The sequence below is a fragment of the Maricaulis sp. genome (assembly GCF_039978735.1).
Classification (GTDB): Bacteria; Pseudomonadota; Alphaproteobacteria; order Caulobacterales; family Maricaulaceae; genus Maricaulis.
On record NZ_JBDWAS010000044.1, the window covers coordinates 1 to 17,040 of the forward strand.

Genomic DNA, 17,040 nt, shown 5'->3' on the forward strand with positions numbered 1-17,040 from the left:
GTCACAAAGGCGATGACGGGCATTGGCCGCTCGCGGATCGGGAAGCTCGGAAAACATCGGCAGCACTCCAAAACAAGACACCAACCGAATCCGCAACACCAATCAACGCAACCTCAAATCTCATATGCGATTCCCCTGCCCTTGATGGGGGAGGGGGACCGCAGCTTGCTGCGGTGGAGGGGGTGGCGGCGAGGTTTCTGCAAGTTATCGGGCACCGGGATTCACCCCGTCCGGCCCAGCACTGCGCGCTGGGCCACCTTCCCCATCAAGGGGAAGGATGACGCGGTGCGACGACGCGGCTCCCTTCTGCAGTATTCAACATCTGCCGACTGACAGATTGCCGACATCTGTCGATGGTCCGGCCGGACGGGCCGGGCAAGGCTCGCCTCCGCATCAAGACGGAGGCGGTACATGCAAGCCACGACATCCATTTTTCAAAGCCCCTGGCGTTTCTGGCACGGGGCGGCCGTTCTGGCCTCGGCGATGACGCTCTACATCCTGCTCAGCTGGGCGCATATGGAGATCGTCCGCCAGACCGTCGGGATGGAGGCCTATCTGGGCGAGGGGCCGCGCCTGCCGCCGCATGTTCTCGTCGCCGGACAGGCGATCAAGGCGGGCGCGCTGCTGACCATGCTCTGGCTGGTCGGGCTGCGGCTGAAGGGGCTGTCTGCGCGCTGGATCGGACTGGTGCCGGTCAAACCGGTCTGGATCGGGCTGGGCGTCCTGACGGGGCTGGGCGGGTTCTGCGTCCTCTTGGCGCTGGCAAAACTGATCGTCGTCATCGTGCCGGACTGGCTGGCCTTTGCCCGTGCGCCCTTTGCGCTCGATGCCGGCAATTCGCTGGCGGGCAGTATCGCCTTCCTGGTCATGACACTGGCCATCACGCCGGTGGCAGAGGAGATTTTCTTCCGCGGTTTTCTGTTCCGCTGGATGAGCGGGCATCACCGTGTCTGGCTGGCTGCGGGTGTGAGTTCGGTGATGTTCGGCGTCGCCCATATCCTGCCGCCCCAGGCCATCGCCGCCACGCTGATGGCGCTGGTGCTGTGCTGGCTCTACTGGCGTACCGGCTCGATCTGGCCGTCGGTCGCGGCGCATGTGACCAATAACGCCATCGGCATCGGCCTGGGCGCGGCGGCTGCCGGCGGACATCTGCCCGCCTGGCTGACGCCCTGACGCGGCGGAGCGGTCAGTCGGCCCCGGTTGCGGCCTCGCGCAGATGCGCGATCAGCGCGTCGATCTGCGCCTCGCGCGGGCCCTCGAGCGGAATGTCCGGAATGACCGGCGCGCTGGATGTGTCGCCGGAGGGGCGGATGAAGACATAGATCGGTGCGGCCACTTCGAGCCCGGTTTGGGTGAGCCGGTGCAGCTGCACCTGGCCGGTGGAATTGGCGCGGCCTTCCGTGCCCGGACCGGCCACCGGCGCAATACCGAAATCCTGTACCGTGGCGGCCAGAACGATGGCCTGGGAATAGGTGCCCGCACCGACGAGGAAAGCTGTCCGGCCGGTGAAACGGTTGGCGAGCTCCGCCGGCGGCTCGACCCATTGGGCGAACGGCATCGATACGACATCGCCGAGCTGTGAGCCCGGGATCAGGGCCTGGTTCTGTTCGGTGATGCGGGCGGTGACGGCCGACAGGGGTGTGTGGCGCTGTGTCGTCAGATAGGCCAGCAGATGGTCGGACAGCATGTGGGCGCCGCCGCCATTGGCGCTGATGTCGACAATCAGGATCTCGCTGCCGCGCGCGGCAATCTCGGCGAAGGCCTGGTCGATGAAGGCCCTGAACTCGGTCTCCACGGTCGGCGCGAATGTGTTGAGGGTGAGAATGGCGGCGTCGTCGCGGAAGGCGAGGTCCCAATTGCTGGGTTCGGTCGTGGCGCGGTCGATGGCGGGGTCGAGCGTGACCTCGCGGCGTTCGCCGTCAGGCGCTTCCAGGGTGACGGTCCAGCTTCGCGCGCCGCCGGTCAGCGCCCAGAGATATTGCGGGAAGCGGGTTTCGACGAGATGGGCGCGCAGGCCGGGCGTGTCGCCATGCGTGCGGCGCAGGGCCTGTTCGACGAGTGTGCGGGTATCGGTGCCGCTGATGGCCAGCACAGTCTCGCCCGGCTGTATGCGGCTGTCGGCCGCGATCGTATCGGCGACGACGGGCCGGCCGTCTGCCAGGCGCACGGGCAGGGTGAAGGCGGCGGCGCCATGGGCGAGGTCGGCCTCATAGGCCTCTTGCGGCAGGCGGATCGCGACATGCCCGTCATTGAACAGCGGATTGAGCGGCGACAGGGCGAGCCAGGCTTCGCGCTGGGTATAGTCGCTCTCGAGCCCGTCAATGACGGCGTCGAAGCCGGCATTCACGGCCTCGACATCCATGCTGAAACCGGGTTGCGGATGGGTGGCGAACAGCCAGTCCCGCCACTCGGTGACATCGGCAGCGACGGCATCGGCGGGGATTGTATCGGTGCCGCCTGCCAGTGCAGAGGCGGGCAGGGTGAGGCAGGCCAGACCCGCCAGCAGCCGGAGTACTTTCATCATGGGACGAACCGTGATCCAATAAAACGTTACTAGTAACGTAACTGGTAACGTAAATTTCGGAGCGAGGCAATCGGGGCATGACAGACGTGGAGGAAAGCGGGCTGAACGGGCTGATTCACGGCGAGATGGCGCCGGGCTTTATCGGCCTTCTGCTCGGGCGGATTGTCGACCGGCTGGTCGAGGAGGGCGTGCAGCCCGCGCGCGAGGCCGGCATTGCCGCACCGCCGCGCACCTTCTCCATGATCATGCTGCTCGCCCGGGCTAGCCAGACCGTGACCGAGCTGGCGCAACGGCTCGGTGTTACTCATGCCGCCATCATCAAGACGGAACGCACGCTGGAAAAACTCGGATTGGTGGAGCGCGGCCAGGATGATGGCGATGCCCGGCGAAAACCGCTCTGCCTGACGGCGCAGGGCCGGGCGGAGGCCGCGCGCATCGCTGATTTCATGGCCCGGGTAAACCGGGTCTATGCCGAATTGTTCGACGAGATCGGCGTCGATCTCTTCGCCGCCGCCCGGGCCTTCGATGCAGCGCTGGACCGGGAAGGGTTCGCTGAGCGGTATCGACGCATCTAGTCTTCGTCCGCAGGCGCCGGGCGTTCCTTCTCCCAGCGGCGCGACCAGTCGGTCAACTGCAGCAGGATATCGCCCAGGCCGCGGCACAACTCCGTCGGTTCGTAACCGTCATCGCCCAGTTCGACGAGGCCAGCTTCCCGCAGTGCTGCCAGGCGCTGATTGAGCACGGTCGGGGAGACATTGTCGCACCGTGCGCGCAAGGCGCGGAAAGTCAGGGGCGCATCGCGCAGCTCCCAGAGGATGCGCAGCATCCACTTCTGCCCGACCAGCTCCAGCACGGCCATGACCGGCTGCCTTGAATTTGCCTTGATATCGGCCAATTCCCGCCCTTGCGCTACAGATTCTGTAGCAGTATGAGTGCTACATAAAGCGTAGCAAATGGTCTTGCGCGCTGCAAATGGAATGACACGACATGACCGCGCTTTGAAAATCGTACCCGCCCGCCGACAGACCGGCCGGGCCGCTAACTGAACAGACCTCCCCCGAAATCACAACGGACCGCAACGGTCCCAGGAGACAAGAATGACTCGCAGACCGACTGCGTGCCCGAAGACGTGCGCGCCTTTTTCCGCCTCCATCCTGCTCGCCGGTGCCGCTGCCGCGGCCCTGCTGGCGCCTGTCGCCCAGGCCCAGGCCGGCAGCGGCAACTGGTATTTCTTCGGTGACAGCAATATCGGCCAGGGCAATTTCTCCGCCATTGTCGGTTCGCGTGGCGAAGACTTCTTCCCGAATTCCTCGAACAATGGCTTCGAGCGCGACTCCAACGGCCTTGTGTGGGCGGAGATGATGGGGCGCGATGTCGATATCGTCCTCGATCCGGACGCCGACTCCCCGAACATCAACTTCGCTATTTCCGGTGCACACATGACCCGCGGCGGCGATCTGGTGCCCTTCGGTGTCGAGACCGGCGTGACGGTCCAGACCGAGGGCTTTGGCGCCCTGGTCGAGGCGGGCGAGCTGGAGGTCGGCCAGAACGATGTCGCCTTCATGATCGCCGGTGCCAATGACTTCCTGGACCGGCTGGACGCCAATGAGGCTGCCGGCACGATCATCGCCGATGTCGCCGCGGCGGCCGCGGGTAACATCGAGCGCCTCGCCGCCCACGGCATCCGCACGGTGATCATCTCTGAGATCCAGCCGCTGCAATACGCCCCGCTGGTTGCCGGCGATGCCGATACGCAGGCGGAGCTCGCCGCGCTGGTCCATGCCGCCAACACGGCGCTGTTCGATGCGATCGCGGCGGCCGACCTGCCGGACGGCATGAATGTCGTGACGATGAAGTATTCCGACTTCATGGCGCATATCGACCGGAATGCGTCAGCCCTCGGCATCGACAGCATCGACACGGCCTGTTTCGACGAGGCAGCCGGCACGCTCTGTGCGACGACTTTCGAGGACCAGAACCGCTATCTCTTCCTGGACGATCTGCACATGACCGAAGCCGGTCATCGCCTTGCGGCGCAATGGTGGATGGCGACCCTTGAAGGCGCGAACGGCGAAGCCGCCCGCGAGACCGGACGGATGCCGTCGGTGATTGCCCTGGGCCAGGACATGGTGGGCCGCAGCGCCGGTGGCAGCCGGTTCCGCACAGAGGCGGAGAACCGGGTGCTCTTTGCCGACTATATCCACGCCCAGCCGCGCCTGGACGGCGCTACCGGCGAGCCGGACGCCCGTTTCGAACTGCGTGGCTTCGTGCTGGGCGGTGAAACCCGTATCGGCGAGCATAACTATGCCGGTGCGGCTGCCAGTATCGCCGATACCGACACCGATCTGTCGACGGGCGGTGCCTTTTCCTCCCGCGGCCGCTCGGCCCATGGCTGGGCCGGCTATCGTGCCGGCGCTTTCGACGTATCGGCCAATGCCGTCTACGGCGTCTTCGACATCGACGACATCCAGCGCCAGACCGGCGTCGACCTCCTGACCGCGCGCGCATCGACGCAAGGCCGCTACTGGGATGTCAGCCTGGCGGCGTCGGTGCGGTTCGACCTGGGCGAGATGGGCCATGTCGATCTGCGCAATGCGCTCAGCATCTCGGAAACCGCCATCGACGGCTATGCCGAAACCGGTGCCGACGGCTTGGCGCTGGTCTATCAGGACCAGACCCTGCGCAGTGAGCGCTATACGCTGGAGGCGGAGTATCGCGGTGAGGTGTGGGCGGTGTCGCCGGGTATTTTGGTGCGTCCTGTCGCCGGCCTGTCCTGGCGGCATGAATTCGGGCCGGACAGCTATGCGCTGACCTCCCGCCTGATCGACAATACGGCGCTGCCATCGACGATCCGTGCGGCGGGGGCAGCGGAGAACCGGTTCGACGGTACGACCGGTTTCGATGTCGAGTTCGGCGGCCGCTGGACGGCAGGCGTGCGCTATACCTACGACTGGTCCGACGACATCGGCGATGGCGACAGCGCCCGCATCTTTGCCCGCATGACCTTCTAGGCCTGTACGGCCTTCAAGGTCCGGCCCTTCTCGGCGGCGCCTAGAAGCGCGCTGCCGAGAAGGGTTCGGCCGGGACCGGCGGTGTATCTTCGCTCATCAGGGCAGCGAGGAGATCGCCGGAGCCCATCGCCTGGGTCCAGCCGAGATGGCCGTGCCCGGTGATCAGCCACAGGCCCTTCGCGCGGGTCTCGCCGATGAAGGGGCGGCCATCGGCCGACATGGGCCGGAAACCGGTCCAGGCCTGCTGGTCGCCGGCCAGGAGTTGCGGCGCGAGATCGGGATAAAGGTCGCGGAGCAATTGGCGCAGGTTCTCGATCCGCTCCTCGCGCAGCACCGGATCGAGCCCGGCGAACTCCGCCGTGCCGGCAATGCGCAACCGGTCGCCCATCGGCGTGGCGATGGCGTGACGGGCTTCGTCGACCACCGGCAGGCCGGGGCGCTGGTTGAGACCGGACATGTCGAGGGTGAGGGAATAGCCCTTCACCGGCCGCACCGGCAGGTGAAGCCCGTGCGGCTGCAACAGGCGCCAGCTCGTGTGACCGGTGGCCAGCACGATATCGTCGACCTCGATCTCCTCCTCGAGGGTGCGCACGCCGACGATGCGGCCGCCGCGGTCGAGGAGCTCGACAATCCGGGTATTCCATTCAAAGCGCACGCCGGCCCGTTCGGCCGCTGCGGCGAGACCGCGCGTGAAGGCGCGCGCATCGCCCGACTCGTCGTCCGGATAGAAGATCGATCCGGCAATCCGGTCGGCGACGGAGGCGAGCAGGGGTTCTTTCTCGATCGTCGCGTCGCGGTCCAGCAGCTCCAGACGCAGGCCGGCATCGCGCAGCATCTCTCCCATGCGACGCCGCTCTTCCATCGGCGCCATCGTGCCGCAGACCTTCAGCGTGCCGCGGGTGAGATTGTCGAATTCCAGCGCCTCGCTGTCGCGGACGGCCTGGGTGCAGGCGAGCGAGTGGCGCGACAGGGCGAAATTGGCGCGGCAGGACGCTTCATAGCGTTTGCGCGTGGAGTTCGCGAGGAAGCGCAGCCCCCAGGGGACGAGGCCCGGCAGGGGTTTCAGGCGCAGCTTCATCGCGGAATGCGGGTCCGGCAGCGAGCGCAGCAATTGCCAGTGCACGCCCGGCGCATTCCAGGGTTCCGGCTCGGACGGGGTCAGCGCGCCGGCATTGGCGAACGAGGTTTCGCAGGCGGCCTGGTCATGGGCGTCCATGACCGTGACCGAGTGACCGCGCTGGCGCAGGGCCCAGGCGGCGGCAATCCCGGCGAGCCCGGCGCCGACGATGAGGATTTCCTTTGTAGTCAAAGCGCTCTCCGGCGGGTCCGCCTACATGCGGCCATTTGAACTTCGTGGGGATGCAGATAAAAGCAAGGGGGCATTCGCACTTATCGACTCGGAATTCATGGACGCACTGGTTGCACAGCTCAAGGCTTTGGCGGAACCCACGCGCTTGCGCATTGTCGCGCTCTTGTCGCGGGGGGAGCTGACCGTGTCCGAACTGGTCCAGATCCTGGGCCAGAGCCAGCCGCGCGTCTCGCGTCACCTCAAACTGCTGACCGATGCCGGCCTGGCCGAACGTCTGCCCGAGGGCGCCTATGTCTTCTATCGCCTGACCGATGCCGGCGGCGGCCGGCGCCTGGCGCAGATCGCCCACGATCTCCTGCCCGAGGAGGATCCGGTGATGACGCGCGACTTCTCGCGCCTCGAATCGATCAAGCAGGCGCGGGCCCAGGCGGCACAGGCCTATTTCGAGAGTGTCGCCGACGATTGGGACCGCATCCGCTCCTTCCACCTGGCCGATCACGAGGTCGAGGCGGTGATGCGCCGCCTGGCGGGCGAGGGGCCGTTCGGCCTGATGATCGATGTCGGCGTCGGCACGGGCCGCATCCTGGAGCTCTTCTCCGACCGGGTCGATCGCGGTATCGGCGTGGATATCAACCACTCCATGCTCAATGTCGCACGGCTCAATCTGGAAAAGGCCGGGCTGCGGCATTGTTCCGTACGCCATGCCGATGTCGGGGCGCTGCCCTTCGAGAACGGCGTGGCCGATCTCGTGACCGTCCACCAGGTGCTGCACTATCTGGAAGATCCCGCGCTGGCGGTCGATGAATGCGCCCGCGTGCTCAAGCCCGGCGGCAATCTGCTGATCGTCGATTTCGCGCCGCACCAGCTGGAAACGCTGCGCGAGGATCACTATCACCGCCGGCTGGGCTTCTCCGACGAGGAGATGGCGGGCTGGATCGAGCAGGCCGGTCTTGAGCTGGTCGAGAAGGCGGCGCTGCATCCGGAAGAACCCTCCGGACAGCTGACCATGAAGATCTGGGTTGCGCGCCAGAGCTGAGGCCGCAAGCGCGTATAGTGCCTGCCCCCTGTGCAGATATCCCGTTGTGCTATAACGGGTTCACCAAACGAGACGGGAGACGTTCGAATGGCGGATGCTTTCATGCTGGGATGGGAAGAGTGGGCAGCCTTCCCCAAGCTCAACATTCCGGCCGTCAAGGCAAAAGTGGACACAGGCGCACGCACGTCGGCGCTGCATGCGGTGTCGGTTGAACCCTTCGGCCCGCTGGAGAGTCCGCAGGTCCGTTTCGTGCTGCATCCTATCCCCGACAAGCCGGAGATCGAGGTGGTGTGTTCCGCGCCGGCCGTCGATCGCCGCGAGGTGATTTCCTCCAATGGCGAGCGCGAGCTGCGCTGGGTGATCGAGACCTCGGTGCGCATGGGCGACCGGGAATGGCCGGTCGAGCTGACGCTGACCAATCGCGAGACGATGATGTACCGGATGCTGCTGGGCCGTCAGGCGATCCGCGAGGACATGATGGTCAATCCCACCCTGTCCTACTGCCAGGGCGAACTGAGCTACGACCTCTACAAGGACTTCCCCAAGCGCCGGCCGGTGAAGCGTCCGCTGCGCATTGCCATCCTGACGCGCGAGCCCAACAATTATTCCTCGCAGCGCCTGAAGAATTCCGCGGAAACGCGCGGTCATGTCGTCGAGATGATCAATACGGCGCGCTGCACGCTGGCCATCGATGCGTCCGACCCGGACGTCTATTACGACGGCAAGCCGCTGCCGCACTATGACGCCGTGATCCCGCGCATCGGTGCGTCGATGACCTCCTACGGCATGGCGGTGTTGCGCCAGTTCTCGATGATGGGCGCCTACTGCCTGAACATCCCCGAGGCGATCGGCGCCTCGCGCGACAAGCTCTATGCCCACCAGGTGCTGGCGCGGGCCGGCATCCAGATGCCGGTGACGGCCTTTGCCCACTCGCCGAAGGACACGGCCAATCTGATCTCCCACGTGCGCGGTGCGCCGCTGGTGGTGAAACTGCTGCAATCGACCCAGGGGCGCGGTGTCGTGCTGGCGGAAACGCGCAAGGCGGCCGAGTCGGTGATCGATGCCTTCCGGGGCCTCGACGCCAACTTCATCGTCCAGGAATTCGTCAAGGAGGCCGATGGCGCCGACATCCGCTGCTTCGTCGTGGGCGGCAAGGTGGTGGCCGCGATGATGCGCCAGGCCGAGAGCGGCGAGTTCCGCTCCAACCTGCACCGCGGCGGGTCCGCCAAACGGGTCCGGATCACCAAGGAAGAGCGCTCGTCGGCGGTCCAGGCCGCCAAGGCGCTGGGCCTGTCGGTCGCCGGGGTCGACATGTTGCGCTCGTCGACGGGGTCGAAGATTCTCGAGGTGAATTCCTCGCCGGGTCTGGAAGGTGTGGAACGCACCTCCGGCAAGGATGTCGCCGGCATGATCGTCGAATACATCGAGGGTCATGTCCGCCAGGTGCCCCCGCGCCGGGTCGGCAAGCGCCGGTCGCGTACGGCCGAGGAAGTGGCGGAATAGCGGCTGCCTGACGTGTCGCGCAGGATCAGCTAGGCGCCATACCCGCCGCCGCCCGGGGTCTCGATCTCGACAGCGTCGCCGGCTTCCACATCGATCCGGAACAGGCCGGGCAGGTCTTCCACCTGGTCTCCGGCGCGGATCACCCTTTGATGTCCCGGATAGGCGTCTCCGCCGCCGGCCAGGCCGAACGGGTTTTCCGACCGCCGCGAGGAGAGGAGGGCAACTTCCATCGGTTCCAGGAAGGTGAGCCGGCGCTGGCTGCCATCGCCGCCGCGCCAGCGTCCCGTGCCGCCGGAGCCATGGCGGATGCGGTGATGATCGACGCGGACCGGGTAGCGCCGTTCCAGCACTTCCGGATCGGTCATGCGCGAATTGGTCATGTGGGTGTGGATCGCGCTCTCGCCGGCAAAGCCGTCGCCCTCGGCGTCCACGCCCGCCCCGGCGCCGCCGCAGATCGTCTCGTAATACTGGTGGCGGTCATTGCCGAAGGTGAGATTGTTCATCGTGCCCTGGGCGGCGGCCATGCGGCCCGTCGCCCCGAACAGCGCATCGACGACCAGCTGGCTGGTCTCCACATTGCCCGCCACGACAGCCGCCGGCGGCCGCGGATTGAGCAGGCAGCCATCCGGGATGATCAGCTCGATCGGCTTCAGACAGCCCTCGTTCAGCGGAATGGCGTCGCCCACCAGGCAGCGGAAGACGTAGAGCACCGCCGCGCGGGCGACCGAGGCGGGGGCGTTGAAATTGCTGTGGCGCTGGGGCGAGGTGCCGGTGAAATCCACGGTCGCCGAACGGTTCTCGCGGTCGACCGAGATGGAGACGCGGATCTGCGCGCCATCGTCCAGACGCACGGTGTGCACGCCGTCCTCCAGCGCGTCGATCACCCGGCGCACGGCGCGTTCGGCATTGTCCTGCACATGGCCCATATAGGCTTTCACCACGTCGAGCCCGTTATCGGCGACGAGGCGGTGGAGTTCGTCGGCACCCTTGGCGCAGGCGGCGAGCTGGGCCTTCATGTCGGCGATATTCTGGTCAGGCCGGCGCGCCGGGTGCAGGCCCGAGGCGAGCACCTCGCGCACGGCAGCTTCGAGAAAGCGGCCCTTCTCCATCACCTTCACATTGCGGAACTGCACGCCTTCCTCGTCGATCGTGCGCGAGAAGGGCGGCATGGAGCCCGGGGCGATGCCGCCGACATCGGCATGGTGTCCTCTTGAGGCGACATAGAAGAGACGTTCCTGTGACACAGGGTCATGCACAGGTGTGACAAGCGTGATGTCCGGAAGATGCGTTCCGCCATCATAGGGCGCGTTCACCGCCACCGCATCGCCAGGCCCCAGATCGGGGTGCGCTTCGGCGGCGGCCCGGACCGAGGCCGACATGGATCCCAGATGGACCGGCATGTGCGGCGCGTTGGCGACCAGCCCGCCCTCGGCGTCGAAGACCGCGCAGGAGAAGTCGAGGCGTTCCTTGATGTTCACCGAGTGCGCCGTGCGCTCCAGGGCGACGCCCATCTGTTCTGCGACCGACATGAAGCGCTTGTTGAACAGCTCCAGCCGGATCGGGTCGAGTTCGGTGCCGCCGCGATGATCGCCTGCGGCCTCGGCGCGGGACAGCGACAGCGTACCGTCCTCAAGGCGCGTGGCGGTCCAGCCGCGGTCGACCACGATGGTGGAATTGGGATCCATGATCAGCGCGGGACCGGTCTCGCTCATGCTGGCTGCGAACTGGTCGATGGCGTAGACGGGGACGTCATTCCACTCGCCGGCATCGAACATGCGGGCCTGGGCTTTCGGGCGCGGCGTGCCCGCTTCCGGTGCGGGCATGTCGATCGACCAGTCGGAGGAGCCCGGCGGCGAGCATTCGGCTTCACGGGTGACCGATTCAACAATCAACTCCCCTTCCGGGATGAAGCCGAACAGGCGCTTGTGAGCGTTGCGGAAGGCGGTTTCCATTGTGTCGCGCGATCCGGCCGGAACCGGAATGGAGGTGTCCGAACCGGAAACCTTGAGTCGCCATTCGCCGTGCGAGCGGATCGCCGCGGCGGGCAGGCCCTGGGCGGCGAGGGCGCTGCGGGCCTCCTCGTCCAGCCGGTCAGCGATACGGCCGGCCTCGTCGAATGCGCGCTCCAGCGGCGCCTCGACCGCGGCCATGCGGGTCTCGCGGATATCGGCAAGGCCGATGCCCAGCGCCGAGAGCAGCCCGCCATAGGGGTGGATCAGCACGGTCGTCATGCCCAGCGCGTCGGCGACGCGGCAGGCATGCTGGGCGCCGGCACCGCCGAAGGCGGCGAGCGCATAGCCGGACGGGTTCACGCCCTGGCCGATGGAGATCTGCTTGATCGCCTGGGCCATGCTTTCCACGGCCACAGCGAGAAAGCCCTCCGCGGCCTCCTCGGCGCTGGCCAGACCCATCTCGTCCGCCAGGGCGGCGAGGGCGGTGTGGCTGGCCTCGGCGTCTAGCGGTGCGTCGGAGGTTTCGCCGAAGACTTTCGGGAACCAGTCCGGCTGGATACGGCCGAGCACGATATTCGCGTCCGTCACCGCCGCCGGGCCTCCGCGGCCATAGCCGGCCGGGCCGGGCATGGCGCCGGCGCTGTCCGGGCCGACGCGGGCGCGTTCGCCGTCGAAGGTGAGGATGGAACCGCCACCGGCGGCGACCGTGTGCACGGCCATCATCGGCGCGCGCAGGCGCTGGCCGGCGACCAGGGTTTCCTGCACCCGGTCATACTGGTCGCCGTCATAGCGCGACACATCGGTGGAGGTGCCGCCCATGTCGAAACCGATCACCTTGGGCTGGCCGGCGCGCTTTGCGGTCTTGGCCATGCCGACCACGCCGCCGGCCGGGCCGGACAGCACGGCATCGCGGGCGTGGAAGGCGCCGGCCGGGGCGAGCCCGCCGGAAGACTGCATGAAGAAGAGCGGCGTGCCCTCCAGCCCTTTGTCGACCCGGTTCACATAATTGCGCAGCACCGGGGTGAGATAGGCGTCCAGCACGGTGGTCGAGGCGCGCGGCACGATCTTGACCAGCGGCGAGGCGACCGAGGAGCGCACGATCGTCTCGAAACCGGCCTCGCGGGCAAGCTCTTCCAGGCCGGCTTCGTGCACATCGTTGGCATAGGCGTGCATGAGCGCGATGGCGACGGTCTCGATCCCGTCAGCGCGGGCTGCGTCGAGCGCGCGGCGGGCGGCGTCCTCGTCCAGCGCCTGCACGATTTCACCTTCGGCATCGAGGCGTTCCGCGATCTCCACCACCCGGTCGTAGAGCGGGGCGGGACGGGTCAGGTCGAGGGCGAAGATATCCGGACGCGTCTGGTCGCCGATCACCAGCAGGTCGGCAAAACCCTGTGTCACCAGGAAAAGCGTGCGCGCACCCTTGCGTTCCAGCAGCGCATTGGTGGCGACGGTCGTGCCCATCTTCACCGCCGCGACCGGTTCGCCGCCCGACAGGCGGCGTACGCCTTCGGTCGCGGCGTCGGGATAGTCCGGGCTTTCCGACAGGAGTTTGAGCGCCTGCAGCCGGCCGTCCGGAGCGCGGCCGATCACGTCGGTGAAGGTGCCGCCCCGGTCGATCCAGAATTCCCACTGCCTGCTGTCCATGCCTGCGCCTCGCTTGTTGGCCGATCGCGCGAGACTAGGCGCTGGACAGACGACTTCAAGCTGTCCTCACCGTGCGCCGGCGTGAGATCGCGATTCCGTCGCGCGCATTCAGTCCGATAAGGACCAGATTTGTTGCGCCAGCGAGGAACTCAACCGTCTGGATGGCGGCGAATGCAGCACCCGTTTCGCTATGCCGGGCCAGCCAGGCCAGCGCGAGCGCACTGGGGATGAGGACCAGGATGCCGTTTGCTGCGATGAACGTCATTCGGCGTTTTTTGGCGGCGATGGTGGGGCCTTTCCAGCCCTTGCCAAGCCGCATGCCGGAGACACCGGTGATCATGAGGGTGGGGACAAGGGCGACAAGGCCCCAGGCAATGGCCGTCTTGGCGAGGCGGATCATGTCCGGATCGCCGTTCAGCTCGCTGAGGGCGGAGACGGTCAGGAAGGTGAGGATCAGCAGGCCGGCGGCCATGCCGGCGACGCGGTGCAGTCTTGAGAGCGGGTGGGCCATGCGAAGCTCCATAATTAGATAGCATGCTATGTATTGCATAGCGTGCTATCTAATGCAATCAATCGGTCATGGATTTCGACAAGCTCCGCTCTGCCGGCTATCTCACCAATCATCTCGCGCGGCTGTTCGCACATGCTCTGCACGGGCGTATCGCCCCGCTGGGGCTGGCGCCGGCGCAATTCATGACGCTGCTGGAATTGTGGGAGAGCGATGCTCTCACCCAGGTCGAGCTGGTATCCCGTCTGGATGTGGAGCAAGCGACGATGGCGAACACGCTGACCCGTATGGAGCGCGACGGGCTGATACGCCGCGCGCCGCATCCGGACGACCGGCGGGCCCGGCTCGTTTTCCTCACGGATCGGGCGCGCGCACTTCGAACACCGGCGATCGAGGCGGCCCGGTCCGTCAATTCAGACATGCTCGAACCGCTCGACCCCGAAGAGCGGGATATGCTGGTCGGTCTGCTCGCGCGCGTGGTATCTGCAAGCCGAACTGCACGTCGTGCCGCGGAAAAGGATGCGGAGGAATAGCATTGCGCAACCCGGATACATATCTGGGGGGCGCAGGAGGGTGAGGCGCATGAGTTTCTGGAGCAGGCTGGCGGACCGGCTGAGGGGCCGGGAATGCTTCCTGGAATGCGATGGCTGCGACGAGCGGGCGCGGCTGCACCAGGTCGAGGATGCCGATTTTGCCATGGCCCTGATCGGGCTCGGCGCCAAGATGGCCAAGGCCGATGGCGCTGTGACGCGAAGCGAGGTCCGGGCTTTCTACGAAGTGTTCCGCCCGCCGCCTGAGGGCCGCGCGGCGCTGGACCGGGCATTCCAGCTGGCGACCCAGACGACGCTGGGCTTCGACGGCTATGCCCGACGGCTGGCCAAGCGCTTCAACTGCTATCCGGCCCTGCTGGAAGATGTGCTCGACGGCCTGTTCCACATCGCCAAGGCCGATGGCGCCGTGACGCCGGACGAGATGCATTATCTGGAACGCGTGGCCGATATTTTCGGCTTTTCGGAGACCGAATTCCGCCGCATCCGCTCGGCCCATATCGATGCCGGCGATCACGACCCGTATGTGATCCTGGGAATCGAGGCGGATATTTCCGATCTCGACCTGCGCCGGGCCTATCGCCGGATCGCCTCGCAGAATCACCCCGACCGCCTGATCGCCCGTGGCGCGCCGCCGGAGATCCAGCGTATGGCTGACGAGAAAATGGCCGCAATCAACAGCGCTTACGGGCAGATTCTACAGGAGCGCGGTCTCGTCGCATCCGCCGCCAATTGACTGTTGCCCCAAGAATGCCAACATGGAGCCTACAGTAGGGGGCGAACTGGACTGGATAGGACGACATGACTGACGCCCGTCAAGCCAATACCGACTTCTTCGCTTCCAAGGCGGGGCGCATCGTGCGCGATGTGCTCGCCGCCCTGATCGCGCTCGCCTTCCTGGGCCTGGTGATCTTCCTGGCCGCCATGCTGACGGCCGCCTTCCTGGTTCTGGCCGGCATTGCCCTGCTTGCAGGCGGCGCCTACTGGCTATGGCGCAAACTGCGCGGATCGCCCCGCGGGTCGGAAGACGATGTGCTCGTCGCCACGCGCGGTCCCGATGGCTGGACCGTCGATCTGGGCCGCTGAAGTCGGACCGCTCCCGCAATCGTGACTATCCGCCGCCCGGGCCCTTGCTAGTCTGGACGCTATCGCCCGTCTCGTGAGGTCGTACCGCCGTGCGCCGTTTCATTCCGCTTTTCCTGATTGTTGCCCTGCCGCTGATGCTGGTCGGCTGTGTTTCCATGGCTCTGCCGAAAGTATCGGCGCGGCATGGCGGCGAGGCCGCACGCCCGCCGCTGGAGACGGCCGGGCTGACACGGCAGTCCTGGGAGGCGGGGCAGGCGGATTTGCGCGCGGCCTTCGAGGCCGAGGTCTATGGCGCCTGGCCGGAGGCCGGGCCGGCCCGCATTCTCGATCACACGGTGGTCGATACCGCCGCCTATGACGGTGCCGGCCGTATCGAGGAATACACGCTCGAACTGGCGGGTGCTGAAACCCATCTTGCCACCGTGCTTCCGGTGGCGGCCGACGGGCCGGTGCCGGTGGTGGTGATGCAGATGTTCTGCGGCAATCGTGCCGCGCTTGGCTGGCATGACGGGGTTAGCGGCCCGGTGACGGACAGCGCACCCGATTGCGCGCCGTCAGGCTTTTCCAGCTGGGCGACACGGCAGGTCTTTGGCCGCCATATCATGGAGCCGCCGGTCGCCGAGATCCTCGCGCACGGCTATGCGCTGGCCTTCATCTATGCCGGCGATATCGTGCCGGACAGCGCTGCGGCGGCCGACGAAGCCCTGGACGAATTGTCGGCGGATGTGCAGACCGGGGCCATCGCGGCCTGGGCCTGGGCCTATTCCCGCGTCATCGACGTGCTGGAGGCCGACGACCGCTACGACCCGCAGCGCATGGCGGTGTGGGGGCATTCGCGCAATGGCAAGTCGGCCCTGCTGGCCGCCGCCTTCGATCCGCGCATCGACCTGGTGATCGCGCACCAGGCGGGAACCGGCGGTACGACGCTGACCCGCTCGGACGCCGGCGAAAGCGTCGCCCAGATCACCCAAGCCTTTCCCTACTGGTTCAATGACCGCTTCGCGACCTATGCCGGCCGCGAGGAGGAAATTCCGGTCGACCAGCATCAGCTGATCGGCCTGATGGCGCCCCGGCCACTCCTGATCGGCGGGGCCTGGCGCGATCAATGGTCCGATCCGGGCGGCAGCTGGCGCGCGGCGCGCGGTGCCAATCCGGTCTATGCGCTCTACGGTTCTGACGGGCTGGAACAGGACGGGCTGGGCGCGTTCGTGCCCGAGGCCGATATCGCGGTCTTCATGCGGCGGGGCCTGCATGGTGTGAACGCGGCCGACTGGCGGCACTTCCTGGCCTTTCTCGACGCACACTTCGGCGCCGGCGAGTAGGCGAAGAGGGCGCGCGGACTGGCCACGCGCCCGGGTCATCAAAACGACGGTCTTAACAGTCGCGGCCCTGATAGATGCCCATCAGGCTGGTGCGGCGCAGTTCGGCGCGGCGGACATTCTCCTCGCGGCGCTCCGCTTCTGCCTGGGCCTGGGCCTGGGCGTGCCCTGCAGCGGCATTGGCGGCAAAGCCGAGACCGGGAACGCGGCCCAGCGCGCCGGAATAGGCCGCGGCATTCACCGCAACACCGGCCCCGGCGGCAGCGGCACTGCCGCGGGCTTCCGCGTTTGCAGCCGCCTGCATGTCGGCGCCCATCATCTGGTCCATGCGGCCGATCTCGGCGCTGAGCTGTTCGCAGCTCATGTCGGCATCGCCGGGGCTGTTGACCTGCAGCAGGGCCGTGGCCGGTTCAGAGCTGGATGTGGTGGCACAGCCGGCTGCCATGAGCGCCATCGCGGCCGTCAGGCCGAATGCGGTAATACGGGTCTTCGTCATAGTCCTCTCCCCTGAGCAAGTTGACGCGCGGGGAGGGTGCCGACGGCGCTGACGGTCAGCCATCCCCCGTTCGGGGGAGCCACGGATTTGCGCTTGCCCGGCCG

Annotated in this window: 15 protein-coding genes; 9 read left to right on the top strand and 6 right to left on the bottom strand. The window is 66.8% G+C overall.

The genetic code is table 11. The annotated features are described in order from the left end of the window. Positions 1-411: 411 nt before the first annotated feature. Positions 412-1,173, top strand: coding sequence for a CPBP family intramembrane glutamic endopeptidase (locus tag ABJO18_RS12380; RefSeq protein WP_348508615.1), 762 nt, complete (start codon positions 412-414; stop codon positions 1,171-1,173). A gap of 13 nt (positions 1,174-1,186) precedes the next feature. On the opposite strand, the gene ABJO18_RS12385 is transcribed toward ABJO18_RS12380, so the two are convergent. Beyond that, positions 1,187-2,524, bottom strand: a complete 1,338-nt coding sequence (locus tag ABJO18_RS12385; RefSeq protein WP_348508616.1) for a S41 family peptidase — start codon at positions 2,522-2,524, stop codon at positions 1,187-1,189. A 77-nt stretch (positions 2,525-2,601) separates the two neighbouring features. Here ABJO18_RS12385 and ABJO18_RS12390 point away from each other — a divergent pair, with 77 nt between their 5' ends. Then, entirely contained in the window at positions 2,602-3,099 is a 498-nt protein-coding gene (locus ABJO18_RS12390; RefSeq protein WP_348508617.1) for a MarR family transcriptional regulator, read from the top strand. Here the strand turns inward: ABJO18_RS12390 and ABJO18_RS12395 are convergent. Next, entirely contained in the window at positions 3,096-3,383 is a 288-nt protein-coding gene (locus ABJO18_RS12395; RefSeq protein WP_348508618.1) for a helix-turn-helix domain-containing protein, read from the bottom strand. The genes ABJO18_RS12390 and ABJO18_RS12395 overlap by 4 nt on opposite strands. 238 nt (positions 3,384-3,621) lie before the next feature. Here ABJO18_RS12395 and ABJO18_RS12400 point away from each other — a divergent pair, with 238 nt between their 5' ends. Continuing rightward, entirely contained in the window at positions 3,622-5,535 is a 1,914-nt protein-coding gene (locus tag ABJO18_RS12400) for an autotransporter domain-containing protein (RefSeq protein ID WP_348508619.1), read from the top strand. Between the two features lie 40 nt (positions 5,536-5,575). Here the strand turns inward: ABJO18_RS12400 and ABJO18_RS12405 are convergent, their stop codons facing one another. Next, positions 5,576-6,844: a D-amino acid dehydrogenase gene (locus tag ABJO18_RS12405; RefSeq protein ID WP_348508620.1), complete on the bottom strand. Its 1,269-nt coding sequence runs from the start codon at positions 6,842-6,844 to the stop codon at positions 5,576-5,578. A gap of 97 nt (positions 6,845-6,941) precedes the next feature. Between ABJO18_RS12405 and ABJO18_RS12410 the strand changes: the two genes are divergently transcribed. Then, the gene (locus ABJO18_RS12410; protein WP_348508621.1) at positions 6,942-7,880 is read left to right on the top strand and encodes a metalloregulator ArsR/SmtB family transcription factor; all 939 of its coding nucleotides are present in this window, start codon (positions 6,942-6,944) and stop codon (positions 7,878-7,880) included. Positions 7,881-7,967: 87 nt separating this feature from the next. After that, complete coding sequence (gene rimK / locus ABJO18_RS12415; protein ID WP_348508622.1) at positions 7,968-9,383, top strand: 30S ribosomal protein S6--L-glutamate ligase; 1,416 nt, start codon at positions 7,968-7,970, stop codon at positions 9,381-9,383. Between the two features lie 29 nt (positions 9,384-9,412). Here the strand turns inward: rimK and ABJO18_RS12420 are convergent, their stop codons facing one another. Beyond that, on the bottom strand, positions 9,413-12,979 hold the full coding sequence (locus ABJO18_RS12420) for a hydantoinase B/oxoprolinase family protein (RefSeq protein WP_348515956.1): 3,567 nt from the start codon (positions 12,977-12,979) through the stop codon (positions 9,413-9,415). A gap of 55 nt (positions 12,980-13,034) precedes the next feature. Next, the gene (locus tag ABJO18_RS12425) at positions 13,035-13,490 is read right to left on the bottom strand and encodes a hypothetical protein (protein ID WP_348508624.1); all 456 of its coding nucleotides are present in this window, start codon (positions 13,488-13,490) and stop codon (positions 13,035-13,037) included. Between the two features lie 68 nt (positions 13,491-13,558). On the opposite strand from ABJO18_RS12425, the gene ABJO18_RS12430 reads away from it, so the two are divergent. From ABJO18_RS12430 to ABJO18_RS12445, 4 genes are all read left to right on the top strand, one after another. Beyond that, complete coding sequence (locus tag ABJO18_RS12430) at positions 13,559-14,020, top strand: MarR family transcriptional regulator (protein ID WP_348508625.1); 462 nt, start codon at positions 13,559-13,561, stop codon at positions 14,018-14,020. A gap of 49 nt (positions 14,021-14,069) precedes the next feature. After that, positions 14,070-14,771 carry a molecular chaperone DjiA gene (locus ABJO18_RS12435; protein ID WP_348508626.1) on the top strand — a complete coding sequence of 234 codons (702 nt, stop codon included), beginning with the start codon at positions 14,070-14,072 and terminating at the stop codon, positions 14,769-14,771. Between the two features lie 65 nt (positions 14,772-14,836). Beyond that, the gene (locus ABJO18_RS12440; RefSeq protein ID WP_348508627.1) at positions 14,837-15,121 is read left to right on the top strand and encodes a hypothetical protein; all 285 of its coding nucleotides are present in this window, start codon (positions 14,837-14,839) and stop codon (positions 15,119-15,121) included. Between the two features lie 89 nt (positions 15,122-15,210). Further along, a complete protein-coding gene (locus ABJO18_RS12445) occupies positions 15,211-16,443 on the top strand; it encodes an alpha/beta hydrolase (RefSeq protein WP_348508628.1) in 1,233 nt (410 codons plus the stop codon). Between the two features lie 52 nt (positions 16,444-16,495). Here the strand turns inward: ABJO18_RS12445 and ABJO18_RS12450 are convergent, their stop codons facing one another. Continuing rightward, on the bottom strand, positions 16,496-16,936 hold the full coding sequence (locus tag ABJO18_RS12450) for a hypothetical protein (RefSeq protein WP_348515957.1): 441 nt from the start codon (positions 16,934-16,936) through the stop codon (positions 16,496-16,498). Between the last annotated feature and the right edge of the window lie 104 nt (positions 16,937-17,040).

Coding starts and splice junctions, on each gene's coding strand:
- ABJO18_RS12380 (WP_348508615.1), top strand. CDS start 412: ATGCAAGCCACGACATCCATTTTTCAAAGCCCCTGGCGTTTCTGGCAC.
- ABJO18_RS12385 (WP_348508616.1), bottom strand. CDS start 2,524: ATGATGAAAGTACTCCGGCTGCTGGCGGGTCTGGCCTGCCTCACCCTG.
- ABJO18_RS12390 (WP_348508617.1), top strand. CDS start 2,602: ATGACAGACGTGGAGGAAAGCGGGCTGAACGGGCTGATTCACGGCGAG.
- ABJO18_RS12395 (WP_348508618.1), bottom strand. CDS start 3,383: ATGGCCGTGCTGGAGCTGGTCGGGCAGAAGTGGATGCTGCGCATCCTC.
- ABJO18_RS12400 (WP_348508619.1), top strand. CDS start 3,622: ATGACTCGCAGACCGACTGCGTGCCCGAAGACGTGCGCGCCTTTTTCC.
- ABJO18_RS12410 (WP_348508621.1), top strand. CDS start 6,942: ATGGACGCACTGGTTGCACAGCTCAAGGCTTTGGCGGAACCCACGCGC.
- rimK (WP_348508622.1), top strand. CDS start 7,968: ATGGCGGATGCTTTCATGCTGGGATGGGAAGAGTGGGCAGCCTTCCCC.
- ABJO18_RS12420 (WP_348515956.1), bottom strand. CDS start 12,979: ATGGACAGCAGGCAGTGGGAATTCTGGATCGACCGGGGCGGCACCTTC.
- ABJO18_RS12425 (WP_348508624.1), bottom strand. CDS start 13,490: ATGGCCCACCCGCTCTCAAGACTGCACCGCGTCGCCGGCATGGCCGCC.
- ABJO18_RS12430 (WP_348508625.1), top strand. CDS start 13,559: ATGGATTTCGACAAGCTCCGCTCTGCCGGCTATCTCACCAATCATCTC.
- ABJO18_RS12435 (WP_348508626.1), top strand. CDS start 14,070: ATGAGTTTCTGGAGCAGGCTGGCGGACCGGCTGAGGGGCCGGGAATGC.
- ABJO18_RS12440 (WP_348508627.1), top strand. CDS start 14,837: ATGACTGACGCCCGTCAAGCCAATACCGACTTCTTCGCTTCCAAGGCG.
- ABJO18_RS12450 (WP_348515957.1), bottom strand. CDS start 16,936: ATGACGAAGACCCGTATTACCGCATTCGGCCTGACGGCCGCGATGGCG.